A 22085-nucleotide genomic window follows, 5' to 3' on the forward strand; every position below is an offset into this window, starting at 1 on the left:
CCTCAGATCAAGCAAAGGTGTCGAGCAGTCGTCCGTACACGCCGAAGACGCCGAGAACCAGCGGGAACAGGGCGATCACACCGACGGATTCGAGTACGTCGCCGGCCCGCCGCAGCCGTACGCGCACATGTTCGGCGGGCTGCACCGCGAGCACCAGGAGCGGCAGCACCGCGAGCCCGGTCAGCACGGCCAGCGGCCCGGCGGCGCCGGACCGGTCCAGCCACGCCGTCAGCAGCCGCACCGCGAGCACGGCGGCCGCCGCCAGCAGCACCACGACCTCGGCGACCAGCGGGAAGGCGCGGGCCCGCAGTGCCAGTACCGCCGTGGTGACGGCCGCGAGCAGCACCGTCCACACGGAGGGGTCCCGCAGGGCGAGGACACCCGCGGCCGCCGCGGAGAGGGCCACGGTGACGGTCGCCAGCGCCAGCCCCCGGTGGGTGGCGGCGAGCGCCGCCGACACCTGGTAGCGGCTCACCGAGACGCCGCCCGACCGCCGGTCGTCGAGACCGGACAGCCCGGACGCCATCAGCGCCAGCCGGGGCAGCAGCCCGAGCACGACGACGGACCCGACGGCGAGCACGGCCCCGACCCGGGCCTGCTCCCCGGCGTCCGCCATGCCCGACTGCGAGACGACGGCCGCCTCCCAGCAGACCCCCGTCACGGCGAGCGCGGCGCCGCCGACCAGCCCGCCGCGCCCCAGCGGAGTGAACCGGCCGAGCAGCACCAGCGTCACGACGACGGCCGCCCCGGCGCCCGCCGGCTGCACCGACTCCGGCCAGTCGCGGGCGTCGCCCAGCGTCCAGGCCCCGAGCACTCCCAGCGCCCCGCCGGTGGTGATCAGCGTGGCGGCGAGCCCGCGCCGGCCGGCTCGCCCCAGCAGCGCACCGCCGAGGGCGGCCACCGCGGCGACACCGAGCAGCCCGGCGGCGACGGCGTCGTGCCCGTACTCGGCGCGGGCCACCAGTCCGGCCACGAGCGCCCAGCCGACCGTCGCGAGGCCCGCCACGATCCGCCGGACGGCGGGCCGCCAGCGCCAGGCACGTCCGTCCAGGTCGTCGGCGGTCTCGTCGCTCACGTCGTGCACCACCGGCGCCGACGGCGCGTCCTCGGCCCGCACCAGCCGCAGCACCGCGCCGTCCGGCACTCCCGCGGACTCCAGGGTCTGGTCGTGGGCGAGCGCGGAGCCGTCGGCGGTGACCAGATGCCGGAGCTGGGGGCGGTCGGAGACCCGGTCGCCCAGCAGCCGCAGCACCTCGGGCAGCAGCAGCCCGACGGGTTCCCGGGACGGCAGTACGAGGTCCACGCGCCGTTGCTCACCGACGAGGGTGACCCGGCTCAACGCCGTGCGGTCACTCGGCCCCGACTGACTCAAAGCCCCCGCAGATATCACGATTTCGAACCTATCACCGGGTAGAAGGGGTCACTGAGGACGCGGACGGCCGGGCCGAGGGGCCCGGCGAGGACGGTGCCGAGACGCCCGGACTGGGCTGCACAGGGCCGCCGTTGGGGCTCTTGCCGATGATCCGGTGCGAGACGAACGACCACCCGACGCAGCCGGCGCACAGCACCGCGGCGATCACCACGCCGGCGAACACCTTCCCCAACCGCTCGTCCACCGAACGGCGTTGGCGCTGCGCCCCGAACAGCAGGGCGTCCCGCAGCCGCCGCCGTCGTACCGACACGGACTCCAGCAGCTGGCTGTCGTACTCCTGGGCCGTCACGACGAACCCTTTCTGCCAGGAGTGCTGGCGGTCACGGTGACGGCCCGCCCGGGGCCGCGGTCACCGCCGCCGCCCCGAGCGGGCCCCGGTCAGCCGATGTTGTCGACGGCGGCGCGTGCCTTGGCGAGGGTCGCCTGGGCGGTGCCGTCGTTCTGTTCCAGCGTCGTGCGGACGAGGCGGATGATGTCGCGGACCTCGTTCGCCGCGCGGTTCCAGCGGACTTCCTTGCCGTGGTAGTCGTCGGAGACGCCGTCGGCCTGGAACTCGGCCATCGCGGCCTGCACCGCGCGGTCGCGGTCGCCGAGCACGCGCTCCAGCTGTCCGATGATGCCCTGCAGACTGCCCTGCACCTCGGTGGAGGCGCCGGTGTCGTACGAGCGGCGGTCCTGGTTCTGCCCCATGATCCCATTCCCCCTTGAGTCGTCTATCGGGCGCCGAAGCGGGCCGCGTCGAAGTTCGCCTGGCCCATGTTCTGGTGGGCGTTGTCCTGCTGTTCGGTGTCACCGGTGCCGAAGGCGGTGTCCATGCCGCCCTGGCCGCCGAGGATCGCGCCCAGCGAGCCGTTCAGCGCGTCCGTGATCTCGTCCGCGCGGTTCTTGAACGAGTCGAACGCGGCCTTGCCGGCTCCGTTGAACTTCCCTTCCAGCGGCTCCGCGGCCTGCACGAGCCACTTGATCAGGGTGCCCAGATCGTCGCTGGATCCGACCGTGCTCTTGCCGAGGTCCGCCAGGGTCGTGGCCCCCATGTCGAACTTCATGTATCCACCCCCGTGTATCGCGTATGACTCACCAGTACGTCGAACATCGTGACCCATAACGCGTTGCAGCGGCAACGTCGTTGGGCGCCAAGTAACACGATCAGGACGTAACACGGACCTCTTCGCGACGCCGCGTTCCGGGGCCCGCCGGGGGAGTGCCGAGGGGGCGCCGGGGGCGCCGGAAAAAATAACCGGAAGGCCGTGCAACCTTTCCGGCGGTCCGCGGGTCTAGCTTGCGTCAGGACTCTTGGAGGGGGATCCGGGGGGATCGCGGGGGTTCTGATACGGAGGGGAAGCCGAAGGGGCCCGGTCGACGGACCGGGCCCCTTCGAAAGTGCGGCACCCCCTAGAAGAACACCCCGCACCGCAGCAGCACGTTCGCGTACGGCCGCGCCTCGCCGGTGCGCACGATCAGCCGCGCGCCCGCCGACCGCGACTTCAGCTCCTCGTGCGCGACCAGGTCCAGAGCGGGCAGCCGTGCCCCGAGCAGGGCCGCCGCCTCCGGGTTGGCCTCCCGGATCTCCCGGGCGGCCGTCGCCCCCTCCACCACCAGCTCCGCCAGCAGCCCGTCGAGGACCTCCGCGAACGACGGCACCCCCGCCCGGAACGCCAGGTCCACCAGGCGCGGCCCGTCCGGGACGGGCAGCCCGGCGTCGCACACCAGCACCCCGTCCCCGTGCCCCAACTCGGCGATGGCCCCGGCGAGATGGCGGTTCAGAATTCCGGCCTTCTTCACAGCGCGCCGACCTCCTCGGCGGTGGGGAACGACACCTGCGCGCCCTTCCGGGTGACGGCGGCGGCGCCCACCCGGGCCGCGTACGCTGCGGCGTCCGCCAGGGGCTCCCCGGCCCCGAGCCGCCAGGCCAGCGCCGCGGTGAACGCGTCGCCCGCCCCGGTGGTGTCCACCGCCTCCACCGCGACCGACGGGACCCTGGCCGTGCCGGCGGCCTCCGCGACCAGCGCACCCTCGGCGCCGAGCGTGACGACGACCGAGCGCGGGCCGAGGGCGAGCAGCGCCCGCGCCCAGTCCTCGGGCGCCGCCCCCGCCGCGTCCCCGAGCACCACCCGGGCCTCGTGCTCGTTCACGATCAGCGGATCGCAGGCGGCCAGCACCTCCGCGGGCAGCGGTGCCGGCGGAGAGGGGTTCAGCACGAAACGGCTGCCGGAGGACAGGGTGCGGACGACCTCGACGACCGTCTCCAGCGGGATCTCCAGCTGCGCCGAGACCACCCGGGAGGCCCGGAGCAGATCCCCGGCCGCGCGGACGTCCCCGGCGGTCAGCCGTCCGTTCGCGCCGGGCGAGACGACGATGCTGTTGTCCCCGGACGGGTCCACCGTGATCAGGGCGACCCCGGTGGGAGCGCCGCCGACGAGCACCCCGTCGGTGTCGACGCCCGCCGCCCGCTGCGCGTCGAGCAGCAGCCGCCCGTGCGCGTCGTCACCGACCCGGGCCAGCAGGGCCGTCCGCGCCCCGAGCCTGGCGGCGGCGACCGCCTGGTTGGCGCCCTTGCCGCCCGGGTGCACGGCGAGATCGGAGCCGAGCACCGTCTCCCCGGCCGCGGGCCGCCGCTCGACCCCGACCACCAGGTCGGCGTTGGCCGAGCCCACGACCAGCAGGTCGTAGTCGTCCATCAGCACACTCTTTCGTCGCGTCGACGGGGCGGACCCCGTCCTCCGAGGGGGCCGGTCCCGGCCCCCGTCCCGTGCCCGCGGGCCGGGCCGGGAGCGAGGTGCCCCCGACCCGGCCCGCGAAGCGGACGTCAGCCGCCGAACCCGGCCACGTTCTCGGACGTGACCACCTTCACCGGCACCTTCACGGTCTCGTCGACCTTCTTGCCCTCCGCCGCGTCCAGCGCGTTGCGCACCGCGATCCGGCCGAGTTCCTTCGGCTGCTGGGCGACGGAGGCGTACAGGGTGCCCGCCTCGACCGCCTTCAGCCCGTCCGGGGTTCCGTCGAAGCCGATGACGGCGACCGACTTGCCGGCCTTCGAGCCGAGGGCCTTGATCGCACCGAGCGCCATCTCGTCGTTCTCGGCGAAGACGCCCTGGACGTCCGGGTGGGCCTGGAGCATGTTCGTCATGACGTCGAGGCCCTTGGTCCGGTCGAAGTCGGCGGGCTGCCGGGCGACGACCTTGATGCCGGGGTAGTCCTTCAGCCCGGCGGCGAAGCCGGCGCCCCGTTCCCGGCTGGCGGACGTGCCCGCCTGGCCCTGCAGGATCACGATGGTGCCCTTGCCGCCCAGCTTGTCGGCGAGGGTCCTGGCGGCGAGCTTGCCGCCCGCCACGTTGTCGGAGGCGACGAGCGCCGCGGTGTCGGCCTTGTTCACGCCCCGGTCGACGCCGACCACCGGGATGTCCGCCTTGTTGGCGGCACGCACCGCCGGACCCGCCGCGTCCGAGTCCACCGGATTGACGATGATCGAGGAGAGGCCCTCGCTGGTGAAGTTCTGCAGCTGGTTGGCCTGCTGCGAGGCGTCGTTCTGCGCGTCCGTCACGGTGAGGTCCGCGCCGAGCTTCTTCGCCTCCTCCTGCGCACCCGCCCTGATCTGCACGAAGAAGGGGTTGTTCAGGGTCGACAGCGACAGGCCCACCTTGCGGTCCGTGCCGCCGGAGGAGTCGTTGTGCAGGAAGGACATCGCGCCCACGACGGCTGCCGCGACCACGGCCGCCAGCACGTAGGTGCCCGCCTGCCGGGCCCGGCCGCCCGGGCCGCCCGTACCGGCCGCCCCCGGGGTCGCCCCCGCCTTGCGCCGCACCGTGTCGAGCAGCACGGCCAGCGCGATCACGACACCGATGACGACCTGCTGCCAGAACGCCGACACCGAGAGGAGGTTGAGGCCGTTGCGCAGCACCGCGAGGATCAGCGCACCGATCAGGGTGCCGGACGCCTTGCCCGTGCCGCCGGCCAGCGAGGCGCCGCCGATGATGACCGCGGCGATCGCGTCGAGTTCGTACCCCTGCGCGGCCTGCGGCTGCGCGGAGGACAGCCGGGAGGCGAGGACGATGCCCGCCGCGGCGGCGAACAGACCGGACAGCGCGTAGATCGCGAGCTTCTGCTTCTTCACCCGCAGACCGGAGAGGCGGGCCGCCTCCTCGTTGCCGCCGATCGCGTACATGGAGCGGCCGATGTAGGTGCGGCCGAGGATCAGCGCCGTGATCAGACCCGTCACGATCATCACGAGGACGGGGACCGGCAGCCAGCCGCCGAGCGTGTCGCCGAGGTGCGAGACGGAGTCGGGGAAGGGGATCGGGCTGCCCTGGGAGATCACCAGGGACAGGCCCCGGCCCACCGAGAGCATGGCGAGCGTCGCGATGAACGGCGGCAGCTTCCCGTACGCGATCAGCACACCGTTGACCAGGCCGCACGCGATGCCCGTCGCGACCGCCAGGAGCACCGCGATCCACACCGGGACGCCCTGCGACGTGGCCGTCCAGGCGAGGACGGTCGCGGAGAGCGCGGCGACCGAGCCGACCGACAGGTCGATGCCCGCCGAGACGATCACGAAGGTGACGCCGAAGGCGAGGATGGCGGTCACGGCCGCCTGGACGCCGATGTTGAGCAGGTTGTCGGTCGTCAGGAAGTCGCCGGACAGCGCCGACATCGCGACGACGAGGACGATGAGCGCGGTCAGCGCGCCGTTGTCCAGGAGGAGGCGGCGGACCGCCGAGGCGCCACCGGCGCCCGATGTGCTCTTGAGCGTGTCAGTGGCCACGGGAGTCCCTCACTGTGGTGGTTCCGGTGTCGGGGGTCGCGGGGGTGCTGACGGCGAGGGCCATCACCGCGTCCTGGGTCGCTTCGTCGGCCGGGAGTTCACCCGCGATCCGGCCCTGGGCCATCACCAGCACCCGGTCGCTCATGCCGAGCACCTCGGGCAGATCGCTGGAGATCATCAGGACGGCGGCCCCGGCCGCGGTCAGTTCGTTGACGAGCTGGTAGATCTCGACCTTGGCGCCGACGTCGATGCCGCGCGTCGGCTCGTCGAGGATCAGCACCTTGGTGTCGGCGAGCAGCCACTTGCCGATGACGACCTTCTGCTGGTTGCCGCCGGACAGGGTGCGCACGTGCTGGCCGAGTCCGGCCATCCGGACGCCGAGCTGCTTCGCGACCCGGGCGGCGGCCTCGCGCTGCCCCTTGAGGTCGACGAATCCGCCGCGGGTCGCCGCGCGCAGGGTGACCAGGCCGAGGTTCTCCTCGACGGAGGCGTCGAGGAGCAGCCCCTGGCCCTTGCGGTCCTCCGGCACGAGCCCGATGCCCGCGGTCATGGCCGCGTTGACGTCGTGGCACGGCAGCCGCGCGCCCGCCACCTCGACGGACCCCCGGTCGTACGGGTCGGCCCCGAAGACCGCCCGGACCACCTCCGTCCGTCCCGCGCCGACCAGGCCGGCGATGCCGACGACCTCGCCGGAGCGCACCTCGAAGGACACGTCGTGGAAGACGCCGTCCCGGGTGAGCCCCTCGACGGTCAGCAACGCGGCTCCCGCGTCGGCGCGTTCGCGGGGGTACTGCTGCTCGATGGACCGGCCCACCATGAGGCGGACCAGTTCGTCCTCGGGCGTGGACGCGGGCACCTGGCCGACGCTCCTGCCGTCCCGGATGACGGTGACCCGGTCGCCGAGGGCGGCGATCTCCTCCAGGTGGTGCGTGATGAAGACGATGCCGACACCGTCCTCGCGCAGTCTGCGCACGATGGCGAAGAGCTTCTCCACCTCCTCGGAGGTGAGCACCGCGGTCGGCTCGTCCATGATCAGGACGCGCGCGTCCAGGCTCAGCGCCTTGGCGATCTCGACCATCTGCAGGCGGGCGATGCCCAGTTCACGCACCCGGGCGCGCGGGGACACCCGCACGCCGACCCGTTCCAGCAGTTCGGCCGCGTCGGCCTCCATCGCCTTGCGGTCGATGAGACCGAAGCGGCGCGGCTGCCGTCCGAGGAAGATGTTCTCGGCGACGGTCAGGTCGGGGACCAGGTTGAACTCCTGGTAGATGGTCGCGATCCCGAGTCGCTCGGAGTCCTGCGCGCCGTGGATGCGCACCTCCTCACCGTCGACGAGGACCCGTCCGGCGTCCGGCCGGTAGGCGCCGGAGAGCATCTTGATGAGTGTGCTCTTGCCCGCGCCGTTCTCGCCGAGCAGCACGTGCACCTCGCCGCGGCGCAGGTCGAAGTCCACGCTGTCGAGCGCGACGACGCCGGGGAAGGTCTTGCGTATCCCTTCGATACGCAGCAACTCGTCCGGGTGGCTCACGGGTTGCTCCTTTGTACGGGATCCGGCTCGCCGCACGAGCGGCGCACGACGAGGCGGGCGGGGAGGGTGACGGACTGCGGGGGCCGCCCTTCGATGCGGTCGACCAGCGCGCGCACCGCCGCCCGGCCGAGTGCGCCGGTCGGCTGGGCGATCGCGGTGATCGGCGGATCGGTGTGCACGAACCAGGGGATGTCGTCGAAGGCGGCGAGGGCGATGTCGTCGGGGACCCGCATGCCGCGCGCGCGGACGGCGTCCAGGGCGCCGAGCGCCATCAGGTTGTCCGCGGCGAAGACGACCTCGGGCGGTTCGTCCAGGTCGAGGAACGCCTCGGTGGCGCGCCGCCCGCTCTCCGCCTGGAAGTCGCCCTGCCCCGTGTAGGCGGCGGGCAGCGCGAGACCGTACTCGGCGAGCGCCTCCCGGAAGGCCGCCACCCGCTCGCTGCCGGTGGTGGTCGCCGCGGGCCCCGCGATGATGGCGAGCCGGCGGTGGCCGAGCCCGTACAGGTGGGCGACGAGATCGCGCACCGCCGCGCGCCCGTCCGCCCGGACCACCGGCACGTCCACGCCCGGGATCCACCGGTCCACGAAGACCATCGGGGTTCCCGAGCGGGCCGCGTCCAGCACCCCGGGGGAGCCGCCGTCGGCGGGGGAGACGAGGAGGCCGTCGATGCGGCGGTCGAGCAGCGTACGGACGTGGTGGTCCTGGAGGTCGGGCCGCTCGTCCGCGTTGCCGATGATCACGCTGTAGCCGAGGGCACGGGCCTCCTCCTCGACGGAGCGCGCCAGCGCGGTGAAGTACGGGTTGAGTACGTCGCTGATGACCAGGCCGAGGGTGCGGGTCTGGTCGGTGCGCAGGGAGCGGGCGACGGCGTTCGGGCGGTAGCCCAGGGTCTGGACGGCGGTCAGGACACGGGCGCGTGCGTCCGGGCTGACCGACGGATGGTCGTTCAGGACGCGCGAGACCGTGGCGACCGACACGCCCGCCTCGGCGGCGACGTCCTTGATGCTCGCCATCGTCGCTCCACCTCCTCGTGGAATCGATTACACGGAGGATTGGAATCGATTACACGGGCTCGGAGCAAGGGGCGGGGTGCCGTCGAGATCCAATCGTGACCGCGACGGCTCCCGGTCGGGCGGGCGGGCCGCGGGCGCGGTCAGGCCGCCGCCACCTCGCACCACACGTACTTGCCCCGGTTGCCGTGCCGCGCCAGCGGGTGCCACCCCCAGACGGTGGAGCAGGCCCGCACCAGGGCGAGCCCCCGCCCCTGTTCCAGGTGCTCCTCGTGCCCTTCCGGCCCGGACGGCGCCGGCGGCTCGGGCGGCTCGGGGTCCGCGTCCCAGGCCCCGATCCGCAGCGTGCCCGGCGGCGACCAGCGCACCCGGAGGGCGGCCGGGCCCTTCGTGTGGCGTACGGCGTTGGAGATCAGCTCCGTCGCGAGCAGCTCGGCGACATCGGTGAGGCCGATCAGCCCGTGCACGGTGAGGATCAGGCGGATGGTGCGGCGGCTGACGGTGACGGCGCGCAGGTCGTTGGGGACGTGCAGGGAGTACTCCCAGGACTCGGTTTCGGGCATGCGTGAACTCCGTTCGGTGAAGGGGGAGTTGCGGCGGGCCGGCGGTGGCAGTGTCGCGCCCGTCATGGCAGGACGGGGCGGTGCGCTTCCGGAGTCCCGGTGGTGCCGCAGTGTGTGCGTCGCGTCACTGAAGGTAGGTCTAACAGGTAAGACCGAGCAAGCGGATCGCGTAATCTGACCCCGAACGAGTCGCACCGGCGCACTTGTTGAACGGGGAGCGGTCAATGGTCCTGAGGCGTGAACCGACGGCACGTCAGGTGCGTCTCGGGGTGGAACTGCGCAGGCTCCGTGAGGCGGCGGGGTTGACCGCGACGGAGGCAGCGTCGCTGCTCGGGGTCAACAGGGTTCAGATCAGCCACATCGAAGCCGGACTCGCCGGTGTGAGCGAGCAGAGGCTGCGTCGCCTCGCCTCCCATTACGCCTGTACGGATGAGGAGTTCGTCGACGCGCTCGTGGCCATGGCGACGGATCGGACGCGAGGGTGGTGGGAGGAGTACCGGGGGCAGTTGCCCACGTCGTTCCTGGACCTGGCCGAACTGGAACACCATGCCGTGTTCCAGAACGAGGTGGCCATCCTGTACGTGCCCGGCCTGTTGCAGACAAAGGAGTACGCCCGTGCCGTCTTCTCGGCGCGGGTGCCCGAACTGGCTCCAGAGGAGTTGGAGTTGCGCGTCCTCCATCGGATGGCGCGCCAGGAAGTCGCCATCCCGTACGAGGTGGTGATTCACGAGGCCGCGCTACGTATCCGGGTCAGCGACCGCGCCGCGTGCAGATCTCAGCTCAGTCGACTCCTTGAGCTCTCCGAAGCCGATCACATTACTGTGCGCGTCATCCCCTTCGACCTGGACAACTTCGCCCAAGCTGCGAGCACCATGGCGTACTTGGGTGGACCCCTGCCCAAGTTGGACACGGTGGTGCGCGACGTACCGCATGGCTCGGCTTTCATCGACGCCGAAGCACAATTGAACACTTTTCGAACGCGCTTCCGTAAGCTGGACGGCGTGTCACTGGGACCGGAACGGTCGCGTGACTTCATTCACCAGCTGGCGAGGGAGTTGTGAGCCACCCCATGGACAAGTGGCGTAAGTCGTCCTACTCGGGCCCCGACGACGGCAACAACTGCGTCGAGATCGCCGCCCGCCCCACCCACGTGTCCGTCCGCGACTCGAAGGTTCCGGGCCGGGCCGTCCTCACGTTCCCGGTCACGGCCTTCGTCCCCTTCGTCGAGGGGCTGAAGAGGGACCCCCGGCGCTGATCCCTGACGGGTGTCACACCCCACCGGTACGGTCGGACCATGTCCAATCAGGCGGGGACCCGCCAGGTGACCCTGGCGGTGGTCGAAGGCGTACTGGAGCGCATCACATACGCCAACGAGGAGACCGGGTACACGGTCGCCCGGGTGGACACCGGGCGCGGTGCCGGCGACCTGCTGACCGTGGTCGGCTCGCTGCTCGGCGCCCAGGTGGGCGAGTCCCTGCGCATGGAGGGCCGCTGGGGCTCCCACCCGCAGTACGGCAAGCAGTTCACGGTGGAGAACTACACGACGGTGCTGCCAGCCACCGTCCAGGGCATCCGCCGCTACCTGGGCTCGGGCCTGGTCAAGGGCATCGGCCCGGTCTTCGCGGACCGCATCACCCGGCACTTCGGCACCGACACGCTGCGGATCATCGAGGAGGAGCCGAAGCGGCTCGTCGAGGTCCCCGGCCTCGGTCCCAAGCGCACCAGGAAGATCGCCGACGCCTGGGAGGAGCAGAAGGCGATCAAGGAGGTCATGCTCTTCCTCCAGACCGTCGAGGTGTCCACTTCCATCGCCGTCCGTATCTACAAGAAGTACGGGGACGCGTCGATCTCCGTGGTGAAGAACCACCCCTACCGCCTCGCCTCGGACGTCTGGGGCATCGGCTTCCTCACCGCCGACAAGATCGCGCAGTCCGTCGGCATCCCGCACGACAGCCCGGAGCGCGTCAAGGCCGGTCTCCAGTACGCGCTGTCGCAGTCCACCGACCAGGGCCACTGCTATCTGCCCGAGGAGCGGCTGATCGCGGACGCCGTGAAGCTCCTCCAGGTGGACACGGGACTGGTCATCGAGTGCCTGGGTGACCTGGCCGCGCCCGGGGAGGACGGCGAGGAGCCGGGAGTCGTACGCGAGAAGGTCCCGGGTCCGGACGGCGGCGATCCGGTCACCGCGGTGTACCTGGTCCCCTTCCACCGTGCCGAACTGTCGCTGTCCGCGCAGTTGCTGCGCCTGTTGCGCACCGGCGAGGACCGCATGCCGGGCTTCCGCGACGTGGACTGGGGCAAGGCGCTCGGCTGGCTCAAGGGGCGCACGGGTGCGGAGCTGGCCCCCGAGCAGGAGGCGGCCGTGCGGCTCGCGCTGACCAGGAAGGTCGCCGTCCTCACCGGCGGGCCCGGCTGCGGCAAGTCGTTCACCGTGCGCTCGATCGTGGAGCTGGCCCGCGCCAAGGGGGCGAAGATCCTGCTCGCGGCTCCGACGGGGCGAGCGGCCAAGCGCCTCGCGGAGCTCACCGGCGCCGACGCGTCCACCGTGCACCGGCTCCTGGAGCTGAAGCCCGGCGGCGACGCGGCGTACGACCGGGAGCGCCCGCTCGACGCCGACCTGGTGGTCGTGGACGAGGCCTCCATGCTGGACCTCCTCCTCGCCAACAAGCTGGTCAAGGCGGTCGCCGAGGGCGCCCATCTGCTGTTCGTGGGGGACGTCGACCAGCTCCCCAGCGTCGGCGCCGGCGAGGTCCTGCGCGATCTGCTCGCGGACGGCAGCCCGATCCCGGCGGTCCGCCTCACCCGCGTGTTCCGCCAGGCCCAGCAGTCCGGAGTGGTGACGAACGCCCACCGGATCAACGCGGGGCAGCAGCCCCTCACCCAGGGCCTCGACGACTTCTTCCTCTTCGTCGAGGACGACACCGAGGAGGTGGGCCGCCTCACCGTCGACGTGGTGGCCCGGCGCATTCCCGCCAAATTCGGCCTGGACCCGCGCCGCGACGTGCAGGTACTCGCCCCGATGCACCGCGGCCCGGCGGGCGCCGGAGCGCTCAACGGCCTCCTCCAGCAGGCCGTCACACCGGCCCGCCCCGGCCTTCCCGAGAAGCGCTTCGGCGGGCGCGTCTTCCGCGTCGGCGACAAGGTCACCCAGATCCGGAACAACTATGACAAGGGTGCGAACGGCGTCTTCAACGGCACGGTCGGCGTGGTCACCTCCCTCGACCCGGACGAGCAGCGCCTGACGGTGCTCACGGACGAGGACGAGGAGGTGGCGTACGAGTTCGACGAGCTCGACGAGCTGGCCCACGCGTACGCGGTGACCATCCACCGCTCCCAGGGCAGCGAGTATCCGGCGGTGGTGATCCCGGTGACCACGAGCGCGTGGATGATGCTCCAGCGCAACCTGCTCTACACCGCGGTCACCCGCGCGAAGAAGCTGGTCGTCCTCGTCGGCTCCCGCAGGGCGATAGGCCAGGCGGTGCGCACCGTGTCCGCGGGCCGCCGGTGCACGGCCCTGGACCACCGCCTCGCCCCGCGGCCGACCGGCCCCTGACGGCCGGCCGGTGCATTCTGTGAGAACGGGTCAGAACGCCCGCCGTCACAGGTATCGAAGAAAATGATCGATCAAATGAGTCACAAAGGTCACACTCCACTTCCGGAAGCGGGGCGGAGGGGGGCAGGATGAGCAGGTTGGCGGCACTGAGTGCCGCCAATAGGCCCAATGGTCGACCCCGAGTGCACTCTCCAGGGCCAAATGGGGGATGGTAGAGACAGTCAGGGCACCTCGAAGAAGAGGCACAACGTCGGTGAGGGATGACGTGAGCGACAACTCTGTAGTACTGCGGTACGGCGATGGCGAGTACACCTACCCGGTGATCGACAGCACCGTCGGCGACAAGGGCTTCGACATCGGGAAGCTCCGCGCCCAGACCGGTCTGGTGACGCTCGACAGCGGATACGGCAACACCGCTGCCTATAAATCCGCGATCACCTACCTCGACGGCGAGGAAGGCATCCTCCGGTACCGCGGTTACCCGATCGAGCAGCTGGCCGAGCGCTCCACCTTCCTCGAGGTGGCGTACCTGCTGATCAACGGCGAGCTGCCGACCGTCGACCAGCTCTCCACCTTCAAGGGCGAGATCACGCAGCACACCCTGCTGCACGAGGACGTCAAGAACTTCTTCCGCGGCTTCCCGCGTGACGCCCACCCGATGGCCATGCTGTCGTCCGTGGTCAGCGCGCTGTCCACCTTCTACCAGGACAGCCACAACCCCTTCGACGAGAAGCAGCGGCACCTCTCGACGATCCGCCTGCTCGCCAAGCTCCCGACGATCGCGGCGTACGCGTACAAGAAGTCGATCGGTCACCCGTTCGTCTACCCGCGCAACGACCTCGGGTACGTCGAGAACTTCCTGCGCATGACCTTCTCGGTCCCCGCCCAGGAGTACGACCTGGACCCGGTCGTCGTCTCCGCGCTCGACAAGCTGCTCATCCTGCACGCGGACCACGAGCAGAACTGTTCGACGTCCACCGTCCGCCTGGTCGGCTCCTCGCAGGCGAACATGTTCGCCTCGATCTCCGCCGGCATCTCCGCCCTCTGGGGCCCGCTGCACGGCGGCGCCAACCAGTCGGTGCTGGAGATGCTCGAAGGCATCCAGGCCTCCGGCGGCGACGTCGACACCTTCATCCGCAAGGTGAAGAACAAGGAAGACGGCGTGAAGCTCATGGGCTTCGGGCACCGCGTCTACAAGAACTTCGACCCCCGGGCGAAGATCATCAAGGCGGCGGCGCACGACGTCCTCTCCGCGCTCGGCAAGTCCGACGAGCTGCTGGACATCGCGCTGAAGCTGGAGGAGCACGCGCTGGCCGACGACTACTTCGTCGAGCGCAAGCTCTACCCGAACGTGGACTTCTACACGGGTCTGATCTACCGCGCCATGGGCTTCCCGACCGAGATGTTCACGGTCCTGTTCGCCCTCGGCCGGCTGCCGGGCTGGATCGCCCAGTGGCACGAGATGATCAAGGAGCCGGGTTCCCGCATCGGCCGCCCGCGCCAGATCTACACGGGCGAGGTCCTGCGCGACTTCGTCCCGGTCGAGGCCCGCTGACGGTCTTCCTCCGGGTCCCTGCTCCGACGGCGCCCCTTCGGTGAGTGAACCGAGGGGGCGCGCCTGTGCTCCGGAGGCGAACCGAGCGTTCAGAGAATACGGAAAGCGCCCTGCTACCGGTCCCCCCACGGGCCGGCAGTCAGGGCGCTTTCCTTGTCCCGGTGCGGATTCCCCCCACGGGATCCGGCCGGGCGTCTGTGGGACAGCGCCTGAAATCGCTGCGAGCTAAACGAGCAAAACTACGTGCGCCACTGCGAAGCACGGTGCGGTCTGCCGGGACCCGTACGGACCGGGAGGGCCGCTCAAAGCTCTCCGGCGTACGTGCCCCGGCAACGCAGTTCCGGGAACGTCCCCCAAGACATCCCCCGACACCGTCCACGCCCCCCAAGACGTGTCTGGCATCGCCAACTTAGACTCACGAACCCCTTCGTTGGTTACGTTCACATCACTGTGATCTGCGTCTCTTGCATATGTCCTGAAAATGCGCAAGAGCCCCGATACGTCGATCGGAGGCCAAGCGTAAGGAAGATGCGCGAGCCTTGTGAAGAGCTTATGTGAGGCTTCCGTTGGACTCTAGAGGGACTCCGGCCTCGTCGTCATGAGAATGCCCTGAGCCGAAGGCTGTTCGTCACCACGAACACCGACGAGAAGGCCATGGCCGCCCCCGCGATCATCGGGTTGAGGAGTCCGGCGGCGGCCAGCGGCAGCGCGGCCACGTTGTATCCGAAGGCCCACACCAGGTTTCCCCTGATCGTGGACAGCGTCTTCCGCGACAGCCGGATCGCGTCCGCCGCCACCCGCAGGTCCCCGCGCACGAGCGTCAGATCGCTCGCCTCGATCGCCGCGTCGGTGCCGGTCCCCATCGCGAGGCCCAGGTCGGCGAGCGCGAGGGCGGCGGCGTCGTTCACCCCGTCGCCCACCATCGCGACCGTCCGCCCCTCGCCGCGGAGCCGCTCGATCACCGCCGCCTTCTCCTCGGGCAGCACCTCGGCGATCACCTCGTCGATGCCGACGGCGCGGGCCACGGATTCGGCCACCACCCGGTTGTCGCCGGTGAGCAGCACCGGCGTGAGCCCGAGGGCGCGCAGCTCCCGTACCGCCTCGGCGCTGGTCTCCTTGATCGCGTCGGCGACGGTGAGGACGCCGACCGCCGCCCCGTCCCGGGTGACCACGACCGCCGTACGCCCGTCCGACTCGGCCGCGGCCTTGGCGCGGGCCAGCTCCGGCGGGAGCGCGCCGTGGGGCAGCCGCCCCACCTGGACGTCCCGTCCCTCCACGCGTCCGCGCACGCCGAGCCCCGCGACGTTCTCGAAGTGCTCCGCGGCCGGAAGGGCGCCGGTGCGCTCCTGGGCGCCCGCCGCGACGGCCCGGGCGATCGGATGCTCGGAGGCGTGCTCCAGGGCCCCCGCTGCCCGCAGTACCTCGCTCTCGGTGGTCCCGTCGGCGGCGTACACCTCGTGCAGCGTCATCCGGCCGGTCGTCACCGTCCCGGTCTTGTCCAGCACGACGGTGTCGACCCGCCGGGTGGACTCCAGGACCTCGGGGCCCTTGATGAGGATGCCGAGCTGGGCGCCGCGGCCCGTGCCGACCATCAGCGCGGTCGGGGTGGCGAGGCCCAGGGCGCAGGGGCAGGCGATGATCAGCACCGCGACGGCCGCGGTGAAGGCGGCGACCGCGTCCCCCGTGAGGCCCAGCCAGAAGCCGAGGGTGCCGAAGGCGATCAGCAGCACCACGGGCACGAAGACACCGGAGATCCGGTCGGCGAGGCGCTGGACCTCGGCCTTGCCGTTCTGCGCGTCCTCGACGAGCCGCGCCATCCGGGCGAGCTGGGTGTCCGCGCCGACGCGGTCCGCCTCGACGACGAGCCGGCCTCCGGCGTTGACGGTGGCGCCCGTGACGGCGTCCCCGGCGGACACGTCCACCGGTACCGACTCGCCGGTCAGCATGGACGCGTCCACCGCTGCGGAGCCCTCGACGACGGTGCCGTCGGTGGCGATCTTCTCGCCGGGGCGCACGACGAAGCGGTCGCCGACGGCCAGCCGGCCGACGGGAACGCGCACTTCGCGGCCGTCGCGGAGGACGGAGACGTCCTTCGCGCCCAGCTCCATCAGGGCCCGCAGGGCCGCCCCGGCGCGCCGCTTCGAGCGGGCCTCCAGATAGCGGCCGAGCAGGATGAACGCGACGACTCCGGCGGCCACCTCCAGGTAGATCGTGGACGCGCCGTCCGTGCGCGAGGCGGTGAACGTGAATCCGTCCCGCATGTCCGCCATGCCGGCGTCCCCGAGGAACAGGGCCCACAGGGACCAGCCGAAGGCGGCGAGGGTGCCGACGGAGACGAGCGTGTCCATGGTGGCCGCACCGTGCCGGGCGTTGGTGAGGGCGGCCCGGTGGAAGGGGAGGCCGCCCCAGACGACGACGGGAGCGGCGAGGGTGAGGGAGAGCCACTGCCAGTTCTCGAACTGCAGGGCCGGGACCATCGACATCAGGACGACGGGCAGCGCGAGGACGGCGGAGACGGTCAGCCGCTCGCGCAGGGAGGCCAGTTCGGGATCGTCCTCGCCGGGCGGCGCCCCCTCGGCGGGCGGCGTCTCCTCCGCGGGAGGCGGGGCCGGCTCCTCGGCGGTGTATCCCGTCTTCACGACGGTGGCGATCAGGTCGGCGACCCGGGTCCCCGCCGGATAGGAGACCTTCGCCTTCTCGGTGGCGAAGTTCACCGTGGCGGTGACTCCGTCCATGCGGTTGAGCTTCTTCTCGACGCGGGCCGCGCAGGAGGCGCAGGTCATTCCGCCGATGAGGAGTTCGACCTCGGAGGCCGGGACGGGGGCGGAGGTGTCCGTCTCCGCGGTCCCGGCTGCTGCGGTGGTCATGTCCGGCTCCAGTCGATGGGCCGGGCCGTACGGAGTCGGTATCAGCCGGCCGGTACGGCCCGGAGCTGGGACGAGCTGCCGGCGGGCGGGGCCGCCGGCGGGGTCCTGCGGGGTCAGGCGCGGCCGACGAGCTCGAAGCCCGCCTCGTCCACCGCGGCGCGCACGGCGTCGTCGTCGAGCGGCGCCGCGGACACGACGGTGACCTCGCCGGACGAGGCCACGGCCTTCACCGACTCGACGCCGGCGAGCTCCGAGATCTCGCCGGAGACGGCGCCTTCGCAGTGCCCGCAGCTCATCCCGCCCACCCGGTAGACGGTGGTGACGGAGTGCGGGGTGCCGGTCTGGACGGTCATGGCGTTACTCCTCGTGGAGGCGGGGCGCGTAGGTGGGCGGGTGGGGGCCCGTGCAAGGGCGGGTTCCCACCCGACGTACTCCACACTATACCCCTAGGGGGTACTGAAGGCGCGGGGGGAGCGCGGCGGAGCCGGCCGGGGCGCCGCGGGGTCTCAGGCCGGGCCGGGGCCCGTGTCCCCGGCCCGGGGCTTCAGGTAGCGGTACATGACGGTCTTCAGCTCCGCGACGTAGGCGTCCCGTTCGGCGCCCTCGTGCGACATGATCAGGTCGAGCCCGGCCTTGAACAGGGCGAGCGTCATGTTCGCCGTCCGGGTGCGCTCGTCGGGCCGGGCGTCGGGCAGGTACCCGGCGATGATGTCCTCGACCCGGGTCAGCACCGCGCCGTGCAGGGTGTTGATCTCCTCGGTGATCCGGCCCGGGGTGTCGGGGCCGTGCATCAGGACGCCGAAGGCGGGGTTGGCCACGTTGAACTCGATCAGCGGGTCGAGGACCGCGTCGAGCATCTCGTCCAGCGGCAGCCCGATGTTCTCGGGAGCGAGCGCCTGGCCCTGCGACGCGCGCCAGTCGTGCAGCAACTGGTCGCTGAGGCCCACCGCGAGGGCCTCCTTGTTCGGGAAGAACTGGTAGAGCGTCCCGGGGGAGACGCCCGCCTCCCGGGCGATCGCGTTGGTGCTGGCGCCCGTGTAGCCGGCCCGGCAGAAGACCGAGGCGGCGGCTTCGAGGAGCTGGGCGATGCGGCGCTCGCCGCGGGCCTGGCGCCGGCGCGGCTTCTCTTCCGGCGCCACCCCCTCTGCGGTGGCGGACCCGCCGGTCTGACGGTCGGGCATGTCGGGCTTGTCGGGCACGAGTTATCCCCAGCTCTCAGGGCGCGATTGACAAACACGAGCGGTCGCTCGCATTCTTGGGAAAACGCGAGCGATGACTCGTGTTTGCCAGTCTATGGCACAGGACGACCCGTGCGGCCTGCCCGGACGTGCCCGACGGACGCGCGCACCCGAGCGGCCGACAGGGGTCTCGGTGAAGGGGACACCGCACGATGACCGAAGTCAACAGGACCCCGCGCATCGGCGGCTGGACCCGCTTCGTGACGGCGCGGCCGCGGCTCTCGCTGCTCGTCGCCCTGCTGCTGACCGCCCTCGCGGTGGTGGCCGGCAGCGGCGTCGCCGACCGGCTGGGCAGCGGCGGCTGGGAGGATCCGGGCGCCCAGTCCACCTACGCGACCAAGGCGCTGGAGAGGGAGTTCCCCGCCTCGCAGCCCAATCTCCTCCTCCTCGTCGACGCGGGCCGCGCCTCGGTCGACGACCCCTCGGTCGCCGCCGAGGCGAAGCGGCTCGCGGCCCGGCTCGCCGCCGAGCGCGGTGTGACGGGCGTCGGCTCGTACTGGCAGTCGGGCTCACCGGCCCTCCGGGCCGCCGACGGGCACGAGGCGCTGCTCGCTGCCAGGATCACCGGCGACGAGAAGACGGCGGGCGAGACCCTGGACCGCCTGGCGCCCGCCTACCGCGGGACGCACGGCCCGGTCGAGGTCCGGGTCGGCGGACCGGTCGCCGTGCGTCACGAGATGCAGACGACCATCCGCGAGGACCTGACCCGCGCCGAGCTCATCGCCCTGCCGGTGACCCTCCTGCTCCTGGTCATGGTGTTCGGGAGCGCGGTGGCCGCCCTGCTGCCGCTCGGCGTGGGCATCATCGCCATCCTGGGCACGAACGCGGTGCTGCGCGGGCTCACGGAGCTCACGGACGTCTCCGTCTTCGCGATGAACCTCACGACGGCCCTGGGGCTCGGCCTCGCCATCGACTACGCCCTGTTCATCGTCCGGCGGTTCCGCGAGGAGCTGTCCGCGGGCGCCGAGCCGCGGGCCGCCGTCGCCAGAACCCTGCGCACCGCGGGGCGCACGGTCCTCTTCTCCGCCCTCACCGTCGCCGTGTCCCTGGCGGCGATGCTCCTCTTCCCGCAGTACTTCCTGCGGTCCTTCGCGTACGCGGGCATCGCCGTGGTGCTGCTCGCCGCCGGCGCCGCCCTGGTCCTGCTCCCGGCAGCGCTGGTCCTGCTCGGGCACCGGGTGAACTCCCTGGACCTGCGGCGGCTGCTGCGCCGCGGCCGACCGCGCACCGGCGGGGAGGACGGGGCCGCCTGGGGGCGCACCGCCGCCCTCGTCATGCGCAGGGCGCCGATCTTCGCGCTGGCCACCACCGTCGCGCTCGTCGTCCTCGGACTGCCCTTCCTGGGCGTGCGGTTCGGCACGGCCGACGACCGCCAGCTCCCCTCGGGCGCCGAGTCCCACGTCGTGCAGCAGCACATCCGGGACGGCTTCCCGGGCAGCCCCGGCGGCGGCCTGGAAGTGCTCGCCGAAGGCCCCGCCACCCGCACGGAGTACGCCGCGTACCGGGACCGGATCGCCGCGCTGCCCGAGGTGCGGCGGGTGGACGGCCCCCTGGTGAAGGGCGACTCGGCGTACTTCACGGTGCTGCCGAAGGGCGAGGCCGTCGACGACGGGGCCCAGCGGCTGGTGGGCGAACTGCGCGCGGCGGACGCCCCGTTCGAGACCCGGGTCACCGGCACGGCGGCCGTGCTGGTCGACTCCAAGCACGCGATAGCCGACCGGCTGCCGTGGGCGGCGGCCTTCGTCGCGATCGTCACCCTGCTCCTCGTCTTCCTCCTGACCGGCAGCGTGCTGATACCGGTCCAGGCGGTGCTGCTGAACGCGCTCAGCCTGACGGCCATGTTCGGAGCGGTGGTCTGGGTCTTCCAGGACGGCCACCTGTCGGGAGTGCTCGGCTTCACCAGCTCCGGCTCCATCGAGACCACCCTCCCGGTCCTGATGTTCTGCGTCGCCTTCGGACTCTCCATGGACTACGGCGTCTTCCTGCTCTCCCGCATCAAGGAGGAGTTCGACGCGACGGGCGACCACCGGGAAGCGGTCCGCTTCGGCCTCCAGCGCACCGGCGGGCTCATCACGGCCGCCGCGGTCATCCTGGCGGTCGTGATGGTCGCGATCGGCACCTCGCGGGTGACCAACACCAAGATGCTCGGCCTGGGCATCGCACTGGCCGTCCTGATGGACGCGATGGTCGTGCGGTCCCTGCTGGTGCCGGCCGTCATGCGGCTGACCGGCCGCGCCACCTGGTGGGCCCCCGGCCCGCTGCGGCGCTTCCACGAGCGGTTCGGGCTCAGCGAGGGGGAGCCGCAGCCGGCGGCCGCCGCCGCGGACGAGCCCGGCCGGGACCGGGACAAGGCCGGGGTGCCCGGCTAGCGTTCCCTCCGGCAAGTGATCTCCGCGCGAGGGGCTGGACGGATGCGGGCAGTGGTGTTCGAGGGGTACGGCGAGCCGGCCGAGGTGCGCGAGGTGGCGGACCCGGAGCCCGCCGAACACGGCGTGGTGGTGCGGGTCGGGGCCACCGGGCTGTGCCGCAGCGACTGGCACGGCTGGCAGGGGCACGACCCCGACATCACGCTGCCGCACGTGCCGGGACACGAACTCGCCGGAGTCGTCGAGGCCGTGGGCGCGCGGGTGAGCCGGTGGCGTCCGGGCGACCGGGTCACCGTGCCCTTCGTCTGCGCCTGCGGGACCTGTTCCGCCTGCGCGGCGGGCGACCAGCAGGTGTGCGAGCGCCAGACCCAGCCGGGCTTCACGCACTGGGGCTCCTTCGCCGAGTACGTGGCGCTCGACCACGCGGACGTGAACCTGGTGGCGGTGCCGGAGGAGCTGTCCTTCGGGACCGCGGCGGCACTGGGCTGCCGGTTCGCCACGGCGTTCCGCGCGGTGGTCGCGCAGGGGCGGGTGGCGGCGGGGGAGTGGGTCGCCGTGCACGGGTGCGGAGGCGTCGGGCTGTCGGCGGTGATGATCGCGGCGGCCTCCGGCGCGCGGGTGGTCGCGGTCGACGTGTCGGCCCCGGCCCTGGATCTGGCGCGGCGCTTCGGTGCGGCCGCCTGCGTCGACGCCTCGCGGACCGCGGACACGGCACAGGCGGTGCGCGACCTGACGGGCGGCGGCGCTCATCTGTCCCTGGACGCCCTCGGCTCCCCGGCCACCTGCGCGGCTTCGGTGAACGGGCTGCGCCGTCGCGGACGCCATGTGCAGGTGGGCCTGCTGCCCACGCCGACCGGATCCACCCCGGTCCCGATGGCGCGCGTGATCGGGCTCGAACTCGAAGTCCTGGGCAGCCACGGGATGGCGGCGCACGCCTATCCGCGGATGCTGGAGCTGGTGCGGGCGGGAGTGCTCCGGCCCGACCTGCTCGTCACCTCCACGGTCCCGCTCGACGTTGCACCGGCCGCGCTGGCGGCGTTGGGCACGGCTCCCGCGTCCGGGGTGACCGTCATCGACCCCTGGGCCTGACGGGCCGCCCGGGTACGGCACCGTCTCGGGGCCCCGGGCCGGGGGGGGGGGGGGGGGGGGGGGGGGGGGGGGGGGGGGGGGGGGGGTGTGTTGTGTGCGCGTGGTTTTGCGGGGGTGGGGGCGAA

19 protein-coding genes are annotated in these 22085 nt (G+C 72.1%); 6 read left to right on the plus strand and 13 right to left on the minus strand.

Annotated features, from left to right (window positions below; genetic code table 11):
* Window positions 1–7 precede the first annotated feature (7 nt).
* From eccD to ACZ4NT_RS00105, 10 genes are all read right to left on the minus strand, one after another.
* Window positions 8–1372, minus strand: a complete 1365-nt coding sequence (gene eccD, locus ACZ4NT_RS00060) for a type VII secretion integral membrane protein EccD (RefSeq protein WP_121402944.1) — start codon at window positions 1370–1372, stop codon at window positions 8–10.
* Between the two features lie 31 nt (window positions 1373–1403).
* Window positions 1404–1721, minus strand: a complete 318-nt coding sequence (locus ACZ4NT_RS00065; RefSeq protein WP_121402946.1) for a hypothetical protein — start codon at window positions 1719–1721, stop codon at window positions 1404–1406.
* Window positions 1722–1810: 89 nt separating this feature from the next.
* Window positions 1811–2122, minus strand: coding sequence for a pore-forming ESAT-6 family protein (locus tag ACZ4NT_RS00070; protein ID WP_121402948.1), 312 nt, complete (start codon window positions 2120–2122; stop codon window positions 1811–1813).
* Between the two features lie 23 nt (window positions 2123–2145).
* The gene (locus ACZ4NT_RS00075) at window positions 2146–2478 is read right to left on the minus strand and encodes a hypothetical protein (RefSeq protein WP_121402950.1); all 333 of its coding nucleotides are present in this window, start codon (window positions 2476–2478) and stop codon (window positions 2146–2148) included.
* A gap of 346 nt (window positions 2479–2824) precedes the next feature.
* Entirely contained in the window at window positions 2825–3214 is a 390-nt protein-coding gene (gene rbsD, locus ACZ4NT_RS00080; protein ID WP_121402951.1) for a D-ribose pyranase, read from the minus strand.
* Entirely contained in the window at window positions 3211–4110 is a 900-nt protein-coding gene (locus ACZ4NT_RS00085; protein ID WP_121404719.1) for a ribokinase, read from the minus strand. Before ACZ4NT_RS00085 ends, rbsD begins: the two co-directional genes overlap by 4 nt.
* A 128-nt stretch (window positions 4111–4238) precedes the next feature.
* Entirely contained in the window at window positions 4239–6191 is a 1953-nt protein-coding gene (locus ACZ4NT_RS00090; RefSeq protein WP_467722372.1) for an ABC transporter permease/substrate-binding protein, read from the minus strand.
* Window positions 6181–7719, minus strand: a complete 1539-nt coding sequence (locus ACZ4NT_RS00095) for a sugar ABC transporter ATP-binding protein (protein ID WP_121402955.1) — start codon at window positions 7717–7719, stop codon at window positions 6181–6183. The genes ACZ4NT_RS00090 and ACZ4NT_RS00095 overlap by 11 nt, the downstream gene beginning before the upstream one ends.
* Window positions 7716–8732, minus strand: a complete 1017-nt coding sequence (locus ACZ4NT_RS00100) for a LacI family DNA-binding transcriptional regulator (protein WP_121402956.1) — start codon at window positions 8730–8732, stop codon at window positions 7716–7718. Before ACZ4NT_RS00100 ends, ACZ4NT_RS00095 begins: the two co-directional genes overlap by 4 nt.
* Before the next feature lie 140 nt (window positions 8733–8872).
* Window positions 8873–9292 carry an ATP-binding protein gene (locus ACZ4NT_RS00105; RefSeq protein ID WP_467722375.1) on the minus strand — a complete coding sequence of 140 codons (420 nt, stop codon included), beginning with the start codon at window positions 9290–9292 and terminating at the stop codon, window positions 8873–8875.
* Between the two features lie 224 nt (window positions 9293–9516).
* On the opposite strand from ACZ4NT_RS00105, the gene ACZ4NT_RS00110 reads away from it, so the two are divergent.
* The 4 genes from ACZ4NT_RS00110 to ACZ4NT_RS00125 all read left to right on the plus strand — a co-directional run bounded on the left by ACZ4NT_RS00110 (window position 9517) and on the right by ACZ4NT_RS00125 (window position 14400).
* Complete coding sequence (locus ACZ4NT_RS00110; protein WP_467722377.1) at window positions 9517–10353, plus strand: helix-turn-helix domain-containing protein; 837 nt, start codon at window positions 9517–9519, stop codon at window positions 10351–10353.
* An 8-nt stretch (window positions 10354–10361) separates the two neighbouring features.
* A complete protein-coding gene (locus ACZ4NT_RS00115) occupies window positions 10362–10547 on the plus strand; it encodes a DUF397 domain-containing protein (RefSeq protein WP_467722379.1) in 186 nt (61 codons plus the stop codon).
* Window positions 10548–10586: 39 nt separating this feature from the next.
* The gene (gene recD2, locus ACZ4NT_RS00120) at window positions 10587–12845 is read left to right on the plus strand and encodes an SF1B family DNA helicase RecD2 (protein WP_467722381.1); all 2259 of its coding nucleotides are present in this window, start codon (window positions 10587–10589) and stop codon (window positions 12843–12845) included.
* A gap of 265 nt (window positions 12846–13110) precedes the next feature.
* Window positions 13111–14400 carry a citrate synthase gene (locus tag ACZ4NT_RS00125; protein WP_121402961.1) on the plus strand — a complete coding sequence of 430 codons (1290 nt, stop codon included), beginning with the start codon at window positions 13111–13113 and terminating at the stop codon, window positions 14398–14400.
* Window positions 14401–14996: 596 nt separating this feature from the next.
* Here ACZ4NT_RS00125 and ACZ4NT_RS00130 read toward each other — a convergent pair.
* From ACZ4NT_RS00130 to ACZ4NT_RS00140, 3 genes are all read right to left on the minus strand, one after another.
* The gene (locus tag ACZ4NT_RS00130; RefSeq protein ID WP_121402962.1) at window positions 14997–17267 is read right to left on the minus strand and encodes a heavy metal translocating P-type ATPase; all 2271 of its coding nucleotides are present in this window, start codon (window positions 17265–17267) and stop codon (window positions 14997–14999) included.
* Between the two features lie 113 nt (window positions 17268–17380).
* Window positions 17381–17620 carry a heavy-metal-associated domain-containing protein gene (locus tag ACZ4NT_RS00135; RefSeq protein ID WP_121402963.1) on the minus strand — a complete coding sequence of 80 codons (240 nt, stop codon included), beginning with the start codon at window positions 17618–17620 and terminating at the stop codon, window positions 17381–17383.
* A 153-nt stretch (window positions 17621–17773) separates the two neighbouring features.
* Window positions 17774–18448: a TetR family transcriptional regulator gene (locus ACZ4NT_RS00140; protein WP_467722860.1), complete on the minus strand. Its 675-nt coding sequence runs from the start codon at window positions 18446–18448 to the stop codon at window positions 17774–17776.
* 209 nt (window positions 18449–18657) lie between these two features.
* Between ACZ4NT_RS00140 and ACZ4NT_RS00145 the strand changes: the two genes are divergently transcribed.
* Window positions 18658–20874: an MMPL family transporter gene (locus ACZ4NT_RS00145; RefSeq protein WP_467722384.1), complete on the plus strand. Its 2217-nt coding sequence runs from the start codon at window positions 18658–18660 to the stop codon at window positions 20872–20874.
* A 42-nt stretch (window positions 20875–20916) separates the two neighbouring features.
* Complete coding sequence (locus tag ACZ4NT_RS00150; protein ID WP_467722386.1) at window positions 20917–21960, plus strand: zinc-dependent alcohol dehydrogenase family protein; 1044 nt, start codon at window positions 20917–20919, stop codon at window positions 21958–21960.
* Window positions 21961–22085: the final 125 nt, after the last annotated feature.

This window comes from Streptomyces sp. NPDC026417 (assembly GCF_055567695.1).

What these genes read in the sequence shown, in the direction of transcription:
- ACZ4NT_RS00070 (WP_121402948.1), bottom strand. Translation starts at nt 2,122, where the DNA reads ATGGGGCAGAACCAGGACCGCCGCTCGTACGACACCGGCGCCTCCACC.
- ACZ4NT_RS00075 (WP_121402950.1), bottom strand. Translation starts at nt 2,478, where the DNA reads ATGAAGTTCGACATGGGGGCCACGACCCTGGCGGACCTCGGCAAGAGC.
- ACZ4NT_RS00085 (WP_121404719.1), bottom strand. Translation starts at nt 4,110, where the DNA reads ATGGACGACTACGACCTGCTGGTCGTGGGCTCGGCCAACGCCGACCTG.
- ACZ4NT_RS00100 (WP_121402956.1), bottom strand. Translation starts at nt 8,732, where the DNA reads ATGGCGAGCATCAAGGACGTCGCCGCCGAGGCGGGCGTGTCGGTCGCC.
- ACZ4NT_RS00105 (WP_467722375.1), bottom strand. Translation starts at nt 9,292, where the DNA reads ATGCCCGAAACCGAGTCCTGGGAGTACTCCCTGCACGTCCCCAACGAC.
- ACZ4NT_RS00110 (WP_467722377.1), top strand. Translation starts at nt 9,517, where the DNA reads ATGGTCCTGAGGCGTGAACCGACGGCACGTCAGGTGCGTCTCGGGGTG.
- ACZ4NT_RS00115 (WP_467722379.1), top strand. Translation starts at nt 10,362, where the DNA reads ATGGACAAGTGGCGTAAGTCGTCCTACTCGGGCCCCGACGACGGCAAC.
- recD2 (WP_467722381.1), top strand. Translation starts at nt 10,587, where the DNA reads ATGTCCAATCAGGCGGGGACCCGCCAGGTGACCCTGGCGGTGGTCGAA.
- ACZ4NT_RS00130 (WP_121402962.1), bottom strand. Translation starts at nt 17,267, where the DNA reads ATGACCACCGCAGCAGCCGGGACCGCGGAGACGGACACCTCCGCCCCC.
- ACZ4NT_RS00135 (WP_121402963.1), bottom strand. Translation starts at nt 17,620, where the DNA reads ATGACCGTCCAGACCGGCACCCCGCACTCCGTCACCACCGTCTACCGG.
- ACZ4NT_RS00140 (WP_467722860.1), bottom strand. Translation starts at nt 18,448, where the DNA reads ATGCCCGACCGTCAGACCGGCGGGTCCGCCACCGCAGAGGGGGTGGCG.
- ACZ4NT_RS00145 (WP_467722384.1), top strand. Translation starts at nt 18,658, where the DNA reads ATGACCGAAGTCAACAGGACCCCGCGCATCGGCGGCTGGACCCGCTTC.
- ACZ4NT_RS00150 (WP_467722386.1), top strand. Translation starts at nt 20,917, where the DNA reads ATGCGGGCAGTGGTGTTCGAGGGGTACGGCGAGCCGGCCGAGGTGCGC.